The organism is Ruegeria sp. AF7, assembly GCF_056541885.1.
Genome location: NZ_JBQFYX010000001.1, coordinates 360740 through 376834 on the forward strand (window position 1 = coordinate 360740; position 16095 = coordinate 376834).

General features: G+C 54.9%; 16 protein-coding genes. 4 read left to right on the forward strand and 12 right to left on the reverse strand.

Annotated elements, in window-relative coordinates; genetic code table 11:
* Window positions 1-141 precede the first annotated feature (141 nt).
* The gene (locus ACR0AP_RS01860) at window positions 142-681 is read left to right on the forward strand and encodes a GNAT family N-acetyltransferase (RefSeq protein ID WP_480504933.1); all 540 of its coding nucleotides are present in this window, start codon (window positions 142-144) and stop codon (window positions 679-681) included.
* 155 nt (window positions 682-836) lie between these two features.
* Here the strand turns inward: ACR0AP_RS01860 and ACR0AP_RS01865 are convergent, their stop codons facing one another.
* The 11 genes from ACR0AP_RS01865 to ACR0AP_RS01915 all read right to left on the reverse strand — a co-directional run bounded on the left by ACR0AP_RS01865 (window position 837) and on the right by ACR0AP_RS01915 (window position 11972).
* On the reverse strand, window positions 837-2327 hold the full coding sequence (locus ACR0AP_RS01865) for a replicative DNA helicase (RefSeq protein ID WP_209504877.1): 1491 nt from the start codon (window positions 2325-2327) through the stop codon (window positions 837-839).
* Between the two features lie 259 nt (window positions 2328-2586).
* Entirely contained in the window at window positions 2587-3264 is a 678-nt protein-coding gene (locus ACR0AP_RS01870; RefSeq protein ID WP_267366868.1) for an orotate phosphoribosyltransferase, read from the reverse strand.
* 148 nt (window positions 3265-3412) lie between these two features.
* Entirely contained in the window at window positions 3413-4405 is a 993-nt protein-coding gene (locus tag ACR0AP_RS01875; protein ID WP_480504936.1) for a type II secretion system F family protein, read from the reverse strand.
* Window positions 4406-4418: 13 nt separating this feature from the next.
* Window positions 4419-5387, reverse strand: a complete 969-nt coding sequence (locus ACR0AP_RS01880; protein WP_480504937.1) for a type II secretion system F family protein — start codon at window positions 5385-5387, stop codon at window positions 4419-4421.
* Window positions 5384-6772, reverse strand: coding sequence for a TadA family conjugal transfer-associated ATPase (locus ACR0AP_RS01885; RefSeq protein ID WP_480504939.1), 1389 nt, complete (start codon window positions 6770-6772; stop codon window positions 5384-5386). Before ACR0AP_RS01885 ends, ACR0AP_RS01880 begins: the two co-directional genes overlap by 4 nt.
* A gap of 12 nt (window positions 6773-6784) precedes the next feature.
* Window positions 6785-8011, reverse strand: a complete 1227-nt coding sequence (locus ACR0AP_RS01890; protein WP_480504941.1) for a CpaE/TadZ family protein — start codon at window positions 8009-8011, stop codon at window positions 6785-6787.
* A complete protein-coding gene (locus tag ACR0AP_RS01895; RefSeq protein WP_480504943.1) occupies window positions 8011-8658 on the reverse strand; it encodes a TadE/TadG family type IV pilus assembly protein in 648 nt (215 codons plus the stop codon). Before ACR0AP_RS01895 ends, ACR0AP_RS01890 begins: the two co-directional genes overlap by 1 nt.
* Window positions 8655-9152, reverse strand: coding sequence for a TadE/TadG family type IV pilus assembly protein (locus tag ACR0AP_RS01900; protein WP_480485459.1), 498 nt, complete (start codon window positions 9150-9152; stop codon window positions 8655-8657). The genes ACR0AP_RS01895 and ACR0AP_RS01900 overlap by 4 nt, the downstream gene beginning before the upstream one ends.
* Before the next feature lie 13 nt (window positions 9153-9165).
* The gene (locus tag ACR0AP_RS01905; protein WP_480504945.1) at window positions 9166-10704 is read right to left on the reverse strand and encodes a pilus assembly protein TadG-related protein; all 1539 of its coding nucleotides are present in this window, start codon (window positions 10702-10704) and stop codon (window positions 9166-9168) included.
* 8 nt (window positions 10705-10712) lie between these two features.
* The gene (cpaB, locus tag ACR0AP_RS01910) at window positions 10713-11672 is read right to left on the reverse strand and encodes a Flp pilus assembly protein CpaB (protein WP_480504947.1); all 960 of its coding nucleotides are present in this window, start codon (window positions 11670-11672) and stop codon (window positions 10713-10715) included.
* Window positions 11673-11807: 135 nt separating this feature from the next.
* On the reverse strand, window positions 11808-11972 hold the full coding sequence (locus ACR0AP_RS01915; RefSeq protein WP_267367933.1) for a Flp family type IVb pilin: 165 nt from the start codon (window positions 11970-11972) through the stop codon (window positions 11808-11810).
* An 899-nt stretch (window positions 11973-12871) separates the two neighbouring features.
* Here ACR0AP_RS01915 and ACR0AP_RS01920 point away from each other — a divergent pair.
* Both ACR0AP_RS01920 and ACR0AP_RS01925 read left to right on the forward strand, forming a co-directional pair.
* Entirely contained in the window at window positions 12872-13336 is a 465-nt protein-coding gene (locus ACR0AP_RS01920) for a helix-turn-helix transcriptional regulator (RefSeq protein WP_480504949.1), read from the forward strand.
* 471 nt (window positions 13337-13807) lie between these two features.
* Complete coding sequence (locus tag ACR0AP_RS01925) at window positions 13808-13993, forward strand: hypothetical protein (protein ID WP_480473092.1); 186 nt, start codon at window positions 13808-13810, stop codon at window positions 13991-13993.
* A 235-nt stretch (window positions 13994-14228) separates the two neighbouring features.
* Here ACR0AP_RS01925 and ACR0AP_RS01930 read toward each other — a convergent pair whose 3' ends face one another.
* On the reverse strand, window positions 14229-15275 hold the full coding sequence (locus tag ACR0AP_RS01930; RefSeq protein WP_480504951.1) for a hypothetical protein: 1047 nt from the start codon (window positions 15273-15275) through the stop codon (window positions 14229-14231).
* A gap of 209 nt (window positions 15276-15484) precedes the next feature.
* On the opposite strand from ACR0AP_RS01930, the gene ACR0AP_RS01935 reads away from it, so the two are divergent.
* The gene (locus tag ACR0AP_RS01935) at window positions 15485-16072 is read left to right on the forward strand and encodes a PepSY domain-containing protein (RefSeq protein ID WP_480504953.1); all 588 of its coding nucleotides are present in this window, start codon (window positions 15485-15487) and stop codon (window positions 16070-16072) included.
* The last annotated feature ends 23 nt before the right edge of the window (window positions 16073-16095 follow it).

Consider the following 16095-nt stretch of genomic DNA (forward strand, 5'->3'; position numbering starts at 1 on the left):
CAAAAAAGCAGACATTTTGGCGACTTACTGCTGTGTTAAGCCGTTTTCGGGATTGTCTTCACATAGGTGTTAAAGTGATCTTGTGAACAAGATCGTCCCATCGCGGCAAAAAACGGTGCGGCGGCATATCCCGAGGAAATCATGGATTTTTATATCGATCAAACGCCAGACCCGTTCGAAACAGCCCGGTTTTTCGCAGAAGTATTTTCGGCGTCGGAAGGCCCGGACGAGGGGGTGGTTATCGAAGCTTTTGTTCAAGAGGTGATCGATACCACCCCACCACAGGATCTGATGGTGTGCACCGCGCGTCACGATCAGGTGCCGCTTGGCTGCGCCATCTTTTCCCGATTGCTGTTTCCACAGGACGCGCGCCGGGTATTTATCCTGTCGCCTATGGCTGTCCGAACAGACAGGCAAAAAGCCGGGATTGGACAGGCTTTGATTGCCTATGGTCTGGATTGCCTGCGGGCATCAGGCGTGAACGTGGCACTCACCTATGGTGATCCCGCTTACTATCGAAAAACAGGTTTTGAGCAGATTTCTGAGGCCACTGCACAACCGCCGCAAAAGCTGAGCCATCCGCATGGCTGGCTGGGGCAGTCGCTGGATGGTCAGGCGCTTGCGCCACTTAGCGGCCCGTCGCACTGCGTGTCTGCGTTGAACAATCCGACGCTTTGGTGAGTGCGGGGTTCAATCTGTCAGAAAACAGGCGGGCGGACCTCATTCTTGGTTCGCGCACCAGATCCTGAATCGCGCGAAAAGCTCAGAGAACGTTATTGCTTTGCCAACAATCAAAGGAAAGTCGGGAAAACCCAAGTAAGGCTGTCCTTTCGCGATCAATAACCTTCGATCTCACCACCCTGCTGCCAAGGTTTGACAAGATTGCCGAACCGGGTGAATTGCGCCTCGAACGACAGCTCGACCGTGCCGATTGGACCGTGGCGCTGTTTGCCAACGATAACCTCGGCCTTGCCGTGCAGGCGTTCCATGGCCTGTTTCCATTCTTCCATCTTCTCAAGCTCGTGATCGCCGGGTTTTTCACGTTCTTTGTAGTATTCTTCGCGGAACACGAACATCACAACATCGGCGTCCTGTTCGATCGAGCCTGATTCACGCAGGTCAGAAAGTTGCGGACGTTTGTCGTCGCGGTTTTCGACCTGGCGGGAAAGCTGCGACAGGGCAATCACCGGAATGTTCAGTTCTTTGGCGATTGCTTTCATGCCCATTGAAATCTCGGCAATCTCGTTAACCCGGTTGTCGGACATGCCGCGGCACAGTTGCAGATAGTCGATCACCAGCAGGTCCAGCCCATGTGTGCGTTTCAACCGTCGCGCGCGTGCGGCAAGCTGAGAAATCGGAAGGGCGGGCGTGTCGTCGATAAAAAGCGGGCAGGCTTCAAGTTCTTTGGCCGCATCCACGAAACGGCGGAATTCGGCCTCGGTCATGTCGCCCTGACGGATCTTGTGGCTGGAGATTTCGGACGCCTCGGCCAGAACGCGCCCGGCCAGCTGTTCGGCGCTCATCTCAAGTGAGAAAAAGCCGACGACCCCGCCGTCAATCGCGCCTTCGGAACCATCCGGTTTCAGACCGCGTTTGTACGCTTTGGCCACGTTGAAGGCCACGTTGGTCGCCAGCGAGGTTTTGCCCATCGATGGACGACCCGCGAGAATGATCAGGTCCGAGGGGTGAAGACCACCCAGTTGTTTGTCGAGATCGACCAGACCGGTCGAGATTCCAGCCATGCCGCCACCGCGCTGGTAGGCTTCGTTGGTGACGTTGACGGCTTCTGTGACCGCCTTGAGGAAGGACTGGAACCCCTGTTCGGTCTGGCCCTGCTCGGAAAGCTGATAAAGCTGTTGTTCGGCCTCGACGATTTGTTCTTTCGGTTCGCTGGCTACATCGACCCGCGCGGCCTTGTCGGAGATGTCGCGGCCCAAGCGGATCAACTCGCGCCGGATGGCGAGGTCATAGATCATCTGGGCGTAATCATGTACCGCAAAGGCACTGATCGACGCGCCGGCCAGTTTGACCAGATAAGCGGGCCCGCCCAATTCCTTCAGGCCCTCATCCTCGGCCATGAAGGATTTCAGCGTCACAGGCGAGGCCAGCGCGTTCTTTGCAATGCGTGCGGCCGCGACCTCATAAATGCGGGCATGAACCGGGTCATAGAAATGCTCGGACCCAATGATCGAAGCGACCCGGTCGTAAAGGTCGTTATTCGTCAAAATTGCACCCAGAAGCTGCTGTTCAGCCTCAATGGAATGCGGCATGGTTTCGGCGTTCTGAATATGCGCCGCTGCCTGCTCGATACTGCTGATCTCGTTCATAATGTCCCCGCTGCCCGTTCCGAGGTTCTACACGCCACGCCCCGGTTCAAGCTATCTGCAAATGAATGGGGGTAAGTTGGTATAACTGCCCCCCGCCTTGGGATAACTGCCCACCTCAATGGGGATAACTTAGCACCAGTTTTACACGGGCGCAGCGTTATCGCAACATTTGGTGTGGTGGCTGGATATCTTGACTAGATAGGCGTGCTTTGATGCGATTCGAAAATCAACTATCCCCAAGCCGTCCACAGGCTGAAAATCACGATTTTCGCGCGTCCTGCCAGCCTCGCGGGTCGTTCAGAAACGCCTCGACCCCGTCAAGTGTTTCCTGATCAAAGGCTTTTTGCGCCTTGGCCTCGGCCAGAACATCCCACCACGTGCAAAGGTGATGCAGCTTTACACCATGGTCGCCCAGCGTCTTCTCGGTTTCGGGGAAGATACCGTAGTAGAAGATCACAGCCGTATGCCCGCAGGTGGCACCAGTTTCGCGAATTGCATCGACGAAGGACAGTTTCGAACCGCCATCGGTAGTCAGGTCCTCGACCAGCAACACGCGTTCACCTTCGCTCATTGCGCCTTCAATGCGGGCGTTGCGCCCGTAACCTTTGGGTTTTTTGCGCACGTAGGTCATCGGCAATGCCATACGTTCGGCCACCATCGCGGCAAAGGGGATGCCCGCAGTTTCGCCGCCCGCAATGTTGTCAAAGGCTTCGAAACCCGCGTCCCGCATTACCGTAACAGTCAGAAAATCCATCAGCGTGGAACGAATGCGCGGGTAGGAGATCAGCTTGCGGCAATCGATATAGGTCGGGCTGGGAAGGCCACTCGCCAGCGTGAACGGCTCGCGCGCGTTGAAGTGGACGGCCTTGATCTCCAGCAGCATCCGGGCCGTCAGGCGAGCGATTTCAGTGCTATCGGGAAAAGAACTGGGGATCATGGCGGGACCTCGGCGATGAAATGATGTTTCGGGCTGATAGCCCGACCCTTGGCCCGGAGTCGAGAGCTGTTGGAACAAAAGAAAAGCGGACCCCCCTAAGGTCCGCTGTTTCCGGGTAGTCAGCTATGCGAACACCATTGTCGCTGCGTTACCCTTGCCCGAACATGTTGACCCACCGGATCAGCATTGGTGCCAGACAAATCAGCAATAGGACAGGCATCATGCACATGGCCATCACGGCAGACATCTGCACAGGCAGACGGTTTGCCTTTTCCTGGGCGCGAAGTTCTCGGTCAAGCCGCATGTCAGTGGCGAAGCGGCGTAACGATGCGGATATGCTGGTTCCGTACTGGTTGGATTGCAAAAAGGCGTTCGCGAACGAGTTCATCTCGTCGATACCGACCCGGTTCGCCATGTCCAGAAAGGCGGCCTGACGTTCTTTGCCTGCCTGCAACTCCAGTTGAAGAACCGAAAACTCCTGCGAGATTTCCGGAGCTGCCTTGGCCATTTCATGCGAGACCCGGATCATCGCCGCGTCAAAGCCCAGCCCGGCCTCGATAGCGACTTGCAGCAGGTCAAGCGCGTTAGGCAGGCTGTGTTCGATGGCCTGGCGGCGTTTCTTTATGCGGCGCCGCAACCACAGTGCCGGGCCATAAAAGCCCAGGACCATCAGTGCCGTCACGATCTGCATTGTGTTAACCCACGTAACACCCTGCAAAAGGTCGGCGATCCCTAACTGAACTTGCGTTTCGATCGGCAAAGCCATGGTTGCAACGAACGCGGCAGGCAACACAAATCCCAGGACGACCCGAAAGGTATAATAGGTGCGAATGGCGTGCTTTTGCCGAATTCCGGCTTGTTTCAAAAGCTTGCCGATCCTGGAGCGTTCGCGTTTTGACGACGGGACAAAGGCCTTCAGCAGCCCGTGCGGGTCGCTGTTGTCACCCTGGATAAGGTCAAAATCCTGCCCATGCCCTTGTGAAATCGACCCAACGCGCATGCGACGTGCTGCGGTGTTTTCGCTTGTTGTAAATCCGGCAAAGCCCATGAAGACAAAGAAAACACTAAGGGCGATTCCGACCAACAGGATCAACTGCGGTGTGACGCGCGGATCGTTTAGAATGTCCTGAAGAATATCCATATCCCAATTCCCTTTAGAATCTGAACTTAACCAGCCGTTTCAGGATGAAACCCTGGGCAATTGTCAGGCCAATGATCACTTGGGCGAAGTACGGAAACAGCGGATCGCTGCGTACGTCGCCGTAAAATGTTGGGGTGGAGAACTCGATCGAAAGGTAAATGATGACCGGCAGAATCGTGAGAATAAGGCTGCTCAGGCGACCTTCGGCAGAGATTGCCTTGATCTTCTTTTGCATAGTGTGCCGGTCCCGGATGGTCTGGGACAGAATGCTTAGAACGCGGGACAGGTTGCCGCCAGTTCCATGCTGAATGCCGATACTTACAGCAAGGTATTTTGCATCCTCTGTTCCGACGCGGTGCGCAAAGTCGTGAAAGGCGGTCGCGACGTCATCACCATAGTTGATCTGGTCTTTGATGATGCCAAACTCTGACCCGATCGGATCCGGCAGATCAGAGGCAACGTTTCCAACCGTCACTGCAACGGGATGCCCCACCTTCAGCCCCCGGGCCATCAGGTCTAACGCGTCTGGCAGTTGTTTCGTCAGTTTCTTCGCGCGGGCGTCTTTCATGGCGACCAGCACGATAACCGGGCCGATGAGGCCGAACACAGCGCTCAGAATGACTGCCAGTTCCGGTGCAAGGAACCGGGAGGCCCCGAAAAAGATCATCAAAACCAGAAGGGAGACGGCGAGAACCACCCAAACCGGGTTGACCGCCAAACCGGCTTGCACAAGCAGACGACGAAACCGCGTAATCAGCCCGGCTTTTTCACCAGCAGCCAGCATTGCGGGATCGCGAAGCAGCTGCAACACCTGATCCGTCGAAGCCCCGTTCTGGATCAGTTTCATGCGGCGGTTTCTGGCTTCGCCATGCGTTTCCTTGCGCGCCAGAAGCTGGTGAACGCCTTCGTAGGCAAGCAGAATACCCAGAAAAATCGAAATATAGATCAGGATGTTCAGTATGTTGGGCTGAAGGTCAATCATGATGTCGTCACCCCATGAATAAACATGTTGGTGTCCACATCGACACCCGCCGCCACCAGCTGGTCGAAGCATTTTGGCCGTATTCCGGTTGGCAGGAACTCTCCCAGAACGTCGCCGTTTTCAGACTTGCCACGGCGCTTGAAGACAAAGATGTCCTGCATCGTGATCGTATCGTCTTCCATGCCCGTGATTTCGGAAATACTGACGACCCTGCGTGTCCCGTCGCTCAGACGGCTGAGTTGCAGGACGATCTGAATGGCCGAGGCGATTTGAGACCGGATGGTTCTGACGGGCAGGTCCGCCCCCAGCATCGTCACCATCTGTTCGACCCGGCTGAGCGCATCGCGGGCCGAATTCGCATGTACGGTCGTCATGGAGCCGTCATGTCCCGTATTCATGGCCTGAAGCATGTCAAAGCATTCGGCACCACGGACCTCGCCGACAATAATGCGGTCAGGCCGCATCCTGAGCGCGTTGCGCACCAGATCCCGCTGCGTAATCACCCCTTGACCTTCCGAGTTGGGGGGACGGGTTTCCAAGCGGACGACATGGCTTTGCTGCAACTGAAGTTCGGCCGCATCTTCGATTGTCACGATACGCTGCTTGCCGTCGATATAGGATGAAACGGCATTCAGCATTGTTGTTTTGCCCGAACCGGTGCCCCCCGAGATCAGAATGTTCAGCCTGGCTTCGACCAGCGCGGCCAGTAGCTTGGCTGCCTGTTCGTTCATGCTGTCCCGCTGGACCAGCTTGTCGATGGTCAGGGGATTGCGCGAGAATTTGCGGATCGACAACGCCGGTCCATCAACTGAACACGGGCGGATAATCGCGTTGACCCGGCTTCCGTCCTCCAGACGCGCATCGACCCATGGCTGGGATTCATCAATACGGCGGCCGACCCGGCTGACGATCTTGTCAATGATCCGAAGCAGATGGCGTTCGTCGCGGAAGCGTACGGAGGATTGTTCCAGCAGGCCGAAGCGTTCCACATAGACCTGATCATAAGAGTTGACGAGAATGTCGTTGATCGTCGGGTCTTCCAAAAGAGGTTCCAGCGGGCCCAGACCCATTACTTCGTGAATGAGTTCATCAACTAGGGCTGTAAATGCCTCGGAACGCAAATGCAGGCGTTCGGCCTCGATCAGCCCGGTAACCAGCGCGGCGATCTGACGTTTCAGTTCGGACCGTTCGACCTTGTCGATCACTGACAGGTTCAGACGGTCGAGAAGCTCACTGTGCAGACGGCTTTTAAGCTCCAGATGCGCTTGCAGGTCAACGTCCACCGGCTCTGGTGTTGCTTTGGACTTTGACACCTCGATCGGCCGTTCCAGAACCAACACGTTCGATTTGGACGCGGCCCGGCGTGATTTGTACTCGTTAAACACGGCGATCTCCCATTATGCAGTTTTTTGTGTGGCTGGCCGGGTGCCTTCGGATATGAACGCAGCCAGTTTCGTCAGAGCCTTGCCAAGGTCCGAATGCGGCTTCATGTCCACAATCGGTCGTCCCAGATCGACCGCGTTTCGCGCAATCTTGGGATTGTCCGGCAGCCAGTGCTTCAGTTTCGTTTCCAGCACTTTTTCGGCCTCGCGAACGTGTGCGGGTTTGATCAGCGTCTTCCGTTCGCGGTTCACGACAACCTCGACGGGCAGGGCCACGTTCGCCTCGCGATAGAAATCGATCAGGCGCCGGGTCTGGCGAACACACGGAACCGTGGTGTCAGTAACCAGTGCAAGTTGGTTCGCGCGTTTAAAGATGGGTTCGACCCATTCCACAACGGCACAGGGCAGGTCGATGACAACATAGTCGTACCGGCGCTGAAGCAGGTCGAGCATCCCCTCGATCAAGCCCGGTCGTATGGATTGAAGCGGAACCAGCGGCGCGGGCGCGCACAACACATCAATGCCGAGCGTATGGTTCTGAAGGATCGACGTCAGGAAATGATCATCCGGCTCTTCCTGATTTTCGATGAGTTGGAGGCATCCCCCGTTATCTTCAAGATCCAGAAACACGTTCGCGTTTCCGAATTGCAGATCAAAATCCAGAAGCGCGACGCGGTTTTTCGCCTTTTTCCTCAGGAAGGATCCTTTCCCGCCCACCAGCGAGCAGGCAAGGTTGACTGCGACCGTTGACGCTCCGATTCCACCGCGGGATTTTGCAACCGGGATCACCGTGCCAAGGGCAGAGGGGCCATTTCGAATGAACCCTTGCGGAAGTGAACGGGAAGAGATTTTTTCTGCTACTGCAGCTTTCAGCCCATCCTCGTCAATGGACAGGGGCAGAACCTCGTCGATGCCGATTTTCCGCAGTTCGCGGGCGACCGAGATCGAAACATCATTCTGCGTCAGCGCGACAAACAAGGTGTCGTCTTGTCGATGGGTCAGCAGGTCTTTGACAGCCAGAACCTCGCCCGCGTCGCAGGGGTCGATTTCGAAAATAACCAGGTCATGCTTGAATGCCAGATTGCGTGCTGTTCCGTTCAAAGCTTTGAAAGAACCCGCATTCTCTGAGATTTCGTTATTTTGACCGGCGGGAAAGGCATTGGCGACCACCTGAGCGACGGTTTCGCTTTCAGATACAAGCATGACAGAATGTGAATTGAGATTGGAAACGTTCTTAACCATTAACCTGACTCTCCTGATGCCAGGTCTTCGGCAGGCAGCGAAACGCTGAAATTGGAAAACCCGGCTGTTGAAGGAATTGTGCTGCTGGTCGCGCCCGCGGCATTTGCAAGCGCGGCCAGCGGCGACACGAACTGAAAATCATTCAGGTTCAGCTCAACCGTGACCATGGGCGTGTAAGGGCCACCCAGGAAGCCCAGATTGGAATTGAAATCATAGGAAAACTGCAAGGCGTCAATCGTCGTGCCGGGGGGCAGCAACGGGTTGATGCGCCCCCAGATTTCAGATGCCGTGGCGTTGGCGGTATCACCCACACAAGGTGGTGTTACGGGGTCGGCACATACGCCAGCCGACGCACTGCATGGGGTGCCAAAGCGAGGGGACAACGCGGATGTTCCCCGCGTGTGGGTTTGTGGCACACCCGGACAGGCCGCAGGGCGCACCACAGCGATGCGCGCCGCCAACTGTGCGGCTTTTTGCGCGTTCACTCCGCTGTATGATAGCCGGCCAAAGTCCAGCAATGCCAGGAACAGGAAGGAAAACAGGGACACAACCAAGGCAAACTCAACAAGAACCCCACCATTTTGGTCGCGCAGCATCTTGTCCGCGACCTGGCGACAGATGGCGCGATTATTCCGCAACCTTGTCATTGGCCAAATATCCGCGATGTGTCAGCGACGTCGGTGGTTATCGATGACGCGCCGCTGCCGAAAAGCTTCAGTATGCCCCCCAACGGGAACTGAACGGTGATATTGGCGCTTACCTGACCGACGGGCGCCGGGTTCATGCGATACGTGCCGGACACGCAGGACAGGCTGGGTGTTACCGAGTTGACGGTTATGCTGGGGGGAAACAGGCTGTTGCCATGAATGTCACGCTCGACAATCCCTTTCAGAGTTGTGCTGAGCCCCGCGACAGTTCCGCCAGACGAACAGATATCCGAGGGCGTGACGCGCGACATATAACGGCTGGCATCCCGGACCCCGGCAATGACCGACTGGTACGACCACATGAGGCGTGCGGATTCCAGTGTCACCGCCAACAGCAGCAGCATAATCGGCATGACAAGGCCAAACTCGACAAGGATCGCGCCATCTTCGTTTTTGGCGAAGCGTTTGAAAGGGGATTTGAGGCGAATACACATGAACACTCTGCCCCTATCGATACAACTGTACGACGTCGCGAAAGATGCCGCCGAACCCGTTGCCGCCGCTGCCAACACCGGTCACATCGGGGAAACCGACGACCTCTCCGTGGATGTCGAAACTGGGGGGTGAGCCACCGTCATCACCCACCGGTTCAGTCAGGAACACGGCAACAAATTTGGTGACCGGAACCCCAGTTGTCGAACCAGATACTGGGTTCAGCGCGCAATCAATACCGGCAGCTGTTACAACGCGCCGTGCCGGGTCGTTGGACATCTGGCTGGAACACATTGGACGGCCGGTTTCGGCAAGTGAAGGGTCAAGAATGGAATTTGCGTTCGGTGCCGCGTAGGGGTTCGTGTTCCCGTAGGCTATTTCCCTCAGATACATTCCATACCGCGTCCCGGAAAAAACGGTATCCGACCCGGACAGTGGTGGCAGATGTGTGTCGCTGCCGATGCCGTCGGCAATCCCATCTGCCAGATCGTGGTTTCGATTAAGGTACCCGGTTCGATCCCAGTTGCCGTCACCGAAACGGTTGTTTCCACCGCAGGTGCCTGCCGTCATGCACAGATCGCGCCCTAGACCGGTTGTATCAGGGGTCGTCTGTTCATTGCCCTGAATGCAAGCGCCGCCACCGTTGCTTTCAATCCCCTTAATAACATTCGGTGCGGGCGCGAAATCGATATTGTTCTTCTCACCGTTGAGAACCGAGCGGTAGATGTCAAAGCGGACGTTGAACGCAGCATTGGTAATGCCGTTTTTCTGGCCGGGTTCGGTGTTCAGACCATTGGTCAGAACACACTGGGTGATCTGGCTTTGCGCCGCGATCAGACAGGCCAGTTTATTGCCCCCTTCGTCGGCACATACACCCGAGCTGTCTTGAAAATTCGCCAGATCAATAAAGCCGAAGTTACCCGGTCCCCAGGCCGTTCCGTTGCCGCCACTGCGCAACAGAATCTGGTCGCCCACAGTCAAAGTGGATTCCCAATTCGGGGGCAGGCAGAACATCAGGGGTGAGATATCGCACGCCGCTTTCGAGTATCCGGCCACTGCCTCGGCTGAAACGCTGGCAGCAGAAAACCCAGCCCCACCAAGCATTTTGTCCAGCGCCGAAGCCAGGCTCATCGTCAGGGACTTGGGTGTCAACACGATCTGCGCGAACCTGGCCTTCCGTGGATCGGTTGTAAGATCTGCGCCAAGCGGGGTCAGATCCGATGCCGGAAGCGCCGAGTGAAACAGGAGAGTATAATCCGAAGATCCTGAAAGCGTGGTCGCCCCGTTCGCGAATGTCTGGCTATCGCTGACAAGATTTGCTGCTGCATTTGTGGCGCGCGTAATCGCGTCCGGTTGGCCGTCCAACTCTCCTGCTGCGGCCAAAGCTACGTTGTCGGCGAATGACTGAAGCTCTGCATGTGTCGAATTCAACCGGCCAACGTCCAGTGTGATCGCAAAGAACCCGAGGAATGCGACCAAGGCAGTGCCCCACAGGATCGCGACGGTGCCGTTCTCTTCTTGGGCGAATGCGGATATGATTGCACGTGCTCGCATGGCTGAACTTATTGGCCAGGTGTCCGACTGACTTTGATTGGGCGAATGCGGGGTTTGACGCGCGGCGTCGCGGACGCCGGCGCAAGCTGCGCATCTTTTTGGGTATCAGGTTGCAATTCGGCGGCGGGCGCAGTTTCTGTTGCCTGTTCCGCTTCTTCCTGTTGCCGCTGGATGGTCACAACCTCAGTCTCGGTTCCCCGGCGCAGCTTTACAGTGGGTTGAATATCAACCTTTTCTACCGGTCCTTCCTCCTGCAGCAGATCGCGCAGGCGAACCATCTCCATGGGTTCATCCTCGACGCTGTCCAGGGTGCGAAGTGTCAGGCTCAGGGTTCCGGCCTTTTGAGCCAGGGCCAGACGTTGACCTTGCTGCGGGGTCACTTCCACCGTAATCGTGCGGGCGACTTCCGGCTGATCGCTTAATTCCTCCGACTGCTGGTCCACGCCAATGACGCGAATATTCTGCAAGATGGTGACCGCGCGCAGGTCCTGCTTGGCACCTTGGGTCAAGACGATATCAACGTGATCGCCCGGGGTAACAAAACCGCCCACGGCCGTTACAGCATCGACCTCAATCGCCATGGCGCGTGTGTTTTCACCCAACTTCTGAACAAGGGTGACTTTTTCTCCAAAGTTCGAAACCTTGGAAAGAAGCATTACTTCGCCGGGATAGAACCGGCCCTTGGCGCGCCGCAGCTGACGGCGATTGTTTGGAACAAGTACATCAATGTCCGTGAAAACTCCGGCCGGGAGCGCCTCGCGCGGCCAGGGGTGAATTGTGACGTCGTGCGCTTCGATCGTTTGACCAAACGCGATTTCTGATCGGGCCACGTAGATCTCAACCAGATCGGCATCTGGCGAGACACCGGCAGTGCTTGTCTTAAACTGAATGTGATCTTTCGCCAGGTAAACGGAACCGGACGCTATCGCAATTCCAAACAGTGTAGAAATGATTGGCCTGATACGCATCACTCTCTCCAACAATTACGTTCTGAAATATGGAACTTCGGTCGTCTTGTTTTCGCGAAATTCCTGGCGGTGAACTCTGCGCCGCAACAGTGGCGCGGCGGCACAGAGCTCTGTATTTTGGTAAGTGTGTTTGGGTCAGCAGGTCGCGCTACCCAGAGCAGCGCATGCACCAGTCACGTTTGTGTTGGTGGTAGTGCCCAGATACGAGAATGCGCCAACTGCAATCGACGCCACGACCAAAAGAGCCAGGCCATACTCGACGATTGCTGCACCGCTTTCGTTTTTAACAAACTTCTTCATGAATTTAGTCATTTTTTTCCCCCAAATAGGTTAGACGTTTTCAGCGCTCCGTATTCTTGAGCGCAAGCCAGGCGAAAATGCATTAGCTCGGGAATCAGAATAGGAACGGGGGAAATGCGTGCCTTCCTTCAAAGGTAATTGAAATACACCTAATGGTTGAGTCAATCGAAAGAAATCAAACTTTTGGGCGAATACATTTAACCCTGCGTTAACAACGTATTAACGTTCGGCGAATCGCCCTTTTTCGGAAACAATGAATTGAGCCGGGTCGCAATTGTGAGCGGGATGGTGGTTGATTTTTACTGACCGGTCTGACGTTTGCGGATTGGCATCGTGCGGTTCAGTGATGACAAGACTCAGAAAAGCATATTGAAAACAAATATATAAAGTTTCTTAAAAGGCTTTGTTTGAAAACTTCCCGCGCAGACAAGCCTATAATTCCGGTTGCTGTGACTTCGAAAGGAACACAAATTTGTTGTAGTAACCCGAACCTGTTTGTTTGGTCGGTCTGTTTGGTTGAATGGTTAATTGTTATGAGTGTGAGTTTTTTAAAGAGCGCTCAGGCGAGGGAGAGTCTGGACTTTGTAGTGGAGTGGACTCAGGCCCTATGCGGTAATGGCTCCGTGTCTCGATCCGTAAATTGTTTAATGCGCCTGGCAAATGCTGATGCGGTTCTAATTGTCAGAATGCAGAAAAAGGATTGGAAGGCAAAGCATATTGCGCGCTGTTGTGTCCAGCAGGGGAAAATCTGGCCTTCACAGCCGCAAACGCAGGCAGAGTTGGTTATTGGAGAATGTATATCAACGGCAAGGCCGGGTTCAGTCTGGAAACTATCAGACTTGGTGTTATCCGACGCATCACCAATGTCCCATTGTCGGCCCCAAAGGCCTGAGGGGCTGGTGGAGGTTATCCTGATTCCGCTGGACGTAACCGGAGCGCAGGTTGATTACATTGAGCTTCACTACAGTATTCACCCGCAGACCTTCGAACTTGATCTGATAAGTGCGCTGGCTCCAACATTATCGTCTGGCTGGAGCAAACGCTTGCCCGGAACAGTTGCTGCCAACTCCGAGGTTCTTCGGAGTCACCGGTCCAAGTTCAACAGCAACAATCGCTTTGTTCCGATCCTTGATCCACATAATCCGGCCGACCTCAGCAGATGCGAGTTTCGGGTATGTGCGATGATGAAAGAGGGAATGACAGTGAAGACGATTTCGGAGACTCTGTCCGTTGGCCCGACAACAGTTCGTTCGCACCTAAGTTCCATATTTTCCAAAACAGGGGCAACGAGCCAGGTCGAGCTTTTGCATCTGTTAAACCGAAGCGTTGATGCTGATAGGGGTTTTGCTCAGATCGCGGGTTAGCGAACCGAATGGATTGCTACCAGGACGGTCTGAAGACCTTTTCTTGATCTTTTAAGGATCTATCTGTCGTCATGGTCCCGCCCTTTGTAGTGCCACGCCGGTCGAACATCCACTGAACTGTGCTGCAATTTCGCCGGCTGTCTTGTAAGTTTCTAAATTTCGGCCGCAATTTTGCCCTCTATAGCAATGTAGGGAATCTGACTCTTTCGCCATGACCAACTGCCGCTTTCGTGAGGGGGAAACAACCCTACGGAGTGGGGAGAGAGCGCCAGATTTTTATGCCCTTCCAGTCTGATTGTATCTGATGGCGAAAAAATATCCTGTTTTGTTAGCTACTTAGTCGTTGTTCATGATTTCGCGACAACATTAACATAATGTGAACAATGTATTCTCTGAGTGTTCAACTGGCTCGGGGCATACTGATCGCACAGGCCGGGCAAACCACGTCCGGTTGAATGGAAGGGGAACAGCATGATCAAGACTGCTATTGAGGTTGCGCCGTATGCATGTGCGACAATGCAACCCCATAATCCCGTCATGAACGGCGAAGTTTCAAGTAATACAAATTCGAGCAGCAGTCGCTTCCCTCCTATCGAAAATGCACTGACAGAAATCGTAAATAACAAGCGACTAGAAGAGGCAAACCGGGACTTCTGAAAATCAGACGTCCGATGGATTTCCGGATCAACTTGATCAGGGAAAGATAAAGCCCGCTCCGAATTGGAGCGGGCTAAATTTTTTCTCAGTAACCTTTGCCAACTTGCGTCGGGCATAAGCGCAATACAACCTGGCGGTCAGGATCTTAATGAGAAAGTCGGGCCAGCCAAACGGCTGGTAATCACTTAGCTGGCCCGGTCTTTTGCCCACTTCCTAAGAACGAGGACAAAAGCCGTTAGCTATCCAGGCCAAGCATTGACTTTACAGCAGCCTCAACCTCATCGGTGACGGGTTTGTTCGCTGCATCTTCTAGCGCCGCGCGCTCGTTAAGAGCTTGGTTCTCAACGGCATCTGCCAGGTCTTCGACGTCTTGCACGGCTTCCTCGTATTCCAAGGCGGTCTGTTTTTCGGCATTCAGGTTGTCTGCCGTGTCTTTTGAAGCCTGCAGATCATCGTTTGCTGCCTGAAGGGCGTCCTCTATATCCGGATCGGTGCCTCCCGCGTCGGCGAGCTGCTGTTCAAGATCATCAACGATGTCCTGCTTTTCCTGAACATCGGCCAGAGCATCCTCTAGGTCGTCGTTTATTTCTTCACTGGAACGATCTGGTGGAGTCATCTCATCCAGAAGCTCTTGTTTTTCAGCAAGTTCTGCGCGGATGCTTTCGCCAGCCAGAACGGTATCGCGATAATTTGCAATACGACCGACGCGCGAATTCGGGGCGGCGTTCTGAAGGGCCTTCTCACTTGCGTTGGCTGCGTTCAGTGCGCCCAGTTCCGAAGGGTGGACGCCCAGCGCGGCAGCCAGTTTATTCCCCTTCTTGCGGGTCTCGGTCAGTTCTGTTTCCTCGATCTGAACCTTAGGTTTTTTCGCGTGCGCGGCCGGTGCAGTTTTGGTCTGAGTTTTCTTGGACTTCTTACCGGAAAACAGATCTTTCAAAGAGAACGATTTCCCCTTCGAGGTTTTTGACTTCGAGCCCTTTGCGCCAGAGGTTGTGCGCCCTGACTTGCCGGCGGATTTCGAACCGCCACCTTTGGTCGCGCCATTACCGCCGCTGTTGCCTTTGCCCTTTCCGGCACTGTCGCTGTTTCCTTTGCCGCCGCCATTGCCACCACCGTTACCACCGCCGTTGCCGTTACCACCGCCATTTCCATTACCGCCGCCTTTGCCATCTTTTGCATAAGCCACGTCAGGAAATGCAATCGCGCCAACAATTGCGGTGGAGCCTAACATTGCGATTGCGAGTGCAGAGGCTTTCAGCAAGCCGGTCATATTGGTTTTCATAGCGTTCCTCGTAAATCGAAGGCGTGTTTCAGTGGTCCGATATAGTTTTCCAAGATTCGCACACAGGCAAACCGCTTGCCGGAATCAAGATCTGACAGGTGCTATCTAACCCGATCATCATTGAACCTACGCCAAACTGGTCGTTCATCCCCAGTTCATGTTGAAATCGGTAGATTGTGTGGGTGGTTGCGCAGTAAAGAGTGCCGAAGATGAGAAAGCTCTTAACCATCATGTTTCTTATTGTCTTTCTCCAGCCCGGAGAAGGCAATTCAGCCGTTCGTGAGCTGAAGCAGGCAGAGCTGCGCAAAGCGACAACGTCTGGCAACGCAATCCGTCTGCAAAAAGTCATCAAAGGGGTCGAGCAGGTCTTTGGCGGCACGCCCATTGATGCGCGTGCTTTTCAGGCCGACAAAGTTTACTACCGAGTACTGGTCAAAAAACCGAACGGGAAGATTGTCAGTGTTATTGTTAACGCAAAAACCGGCGTCGTCGTTTCCAACAGGTCCAAAATCGGAAAACAAATCTCGGAAGCGGCAAAATCTGCGCCTGGAAACTCGGCTAATGCGAGATCTCAAGGCAAGTCTTCAGCCAAAGCAAATGGTGGTCAAAGCGGCAACCGCGGGAACAGTGGTGGCGGTCGCGGCAACTCTGGTGGCAATGGCGGAGGCAACTCCGGAGGTAGCGGCGGCGGCAACTCCGGTGGTAACGGTGGTGGCAATGGCGGTGGTAACGGTGGTGGCAATTCTGGCGGCAACGGCGGTGGAAACGGTGGCGGCAACGGCGGTGGCAAAAAGTAATGGTTAAACTGCTATTCGCGCGC

Bases quoted from the DNA above. Each gene is read 5' to 3' on its own strand.
- ACR0AP_RS01875 (WP_480504936.1), bottom strand. From the start codon at position 4,405: ATGGATATTCTTCAGGACATTCTAAACGATCCGCGCGTCACACCGCAG.
- ACR0AP_RS01865 (WP_209504877.1), bottom strand. From the start codon at position 2,327: ATGAACGAGATCAGCAGTATCGAGCAGGCAGCGGCGCATATTCAGAAC.
- ACR0AP_RS01880 (WP_480504937.1), bottom strand. From the start codon at position 5,387: ATGATTGACCTTCAGCCCAACATACTGAACATCCTGATCTATATTTCG.
- ACR0AP_RS01870 (WP_267366868.1), bottom strand. From the start codon at position 3,264: ATGATCCCCAGTTCTTTTCCCGATAGCACTGAAATCGCTCGCCTGACG.
- ACR0AP_RS01860 (WP_480504933.1), top strand. From the start codon at position 142: ATGGATTTTTATATCGATCAAACGCCAGACCCGTTCGAAACAGCCCGG.
- ACR0AP_RS01895 (WP_480504943.1), bottom strand. From the start codon at position 8,658: ATGACAAGGTTGCGGAATAATCGCGCCATCTGTCGCCAGGTCGCGGAC.
- ACR0AP_RS01890 (WP_480504941.1), bottom strand. From the start codon at position 8,011: ATGGTTAAGAACGTTTCCAATCTCAATTCACATTCTGTCATGCTTGTA.
- ACR0AP_RS01930 (WP_480504951.1), bottom strand. From the start codon at position 15,275: ATGAAAACCAATATGACCGGCTTGCTGAAAGCCTCTGCACTCGCAATC.
- ACR0AP_RS01925 (WP_480473092.1), top strand. From the start codon at position 13,808: ATGATCAAGACTGCTATTGAGGTTGCGCCGTATGCATGTGCGACAATG.
- ACR0AP_RS01900 (WP_480485459.1), bottom strand. From the start codon at position 9,152: ATGTGTATTCGCCTCAAATCCCCTTTCAAACGCTTCGCCAAAAACGAA.
- ACR0AP_RS01905 (WP_480504945.1), bottom strand. From the start codon at position 10,704: ATGCGAGCACGTGCAATCATATCCGCATTCGCCCAAGAAGAGAACGGC.
- ACR0AP_RS01935 (WP_480504953.1), top strand. From the start codon at position 15,485: ATGAGAAAGCTCTTAACCATCATGTTTCTTATTGTCTTTCTCCAGCCC.
- ACR0AP_RS01915 (WP_267367933.1), bottom strand. From the start codon at position 11,972: ATGAAGAAGTTTGTTAAAAACGAAAGCGGTGCAGCAATCGTCGAGTAT.
- cpaB (WP_480504947.1), bottom strand. From the start codon at position 11,672: ATGCGTATCAGGCCAATCATTTCTACACTGTTTGGAATTGCGATAGCG.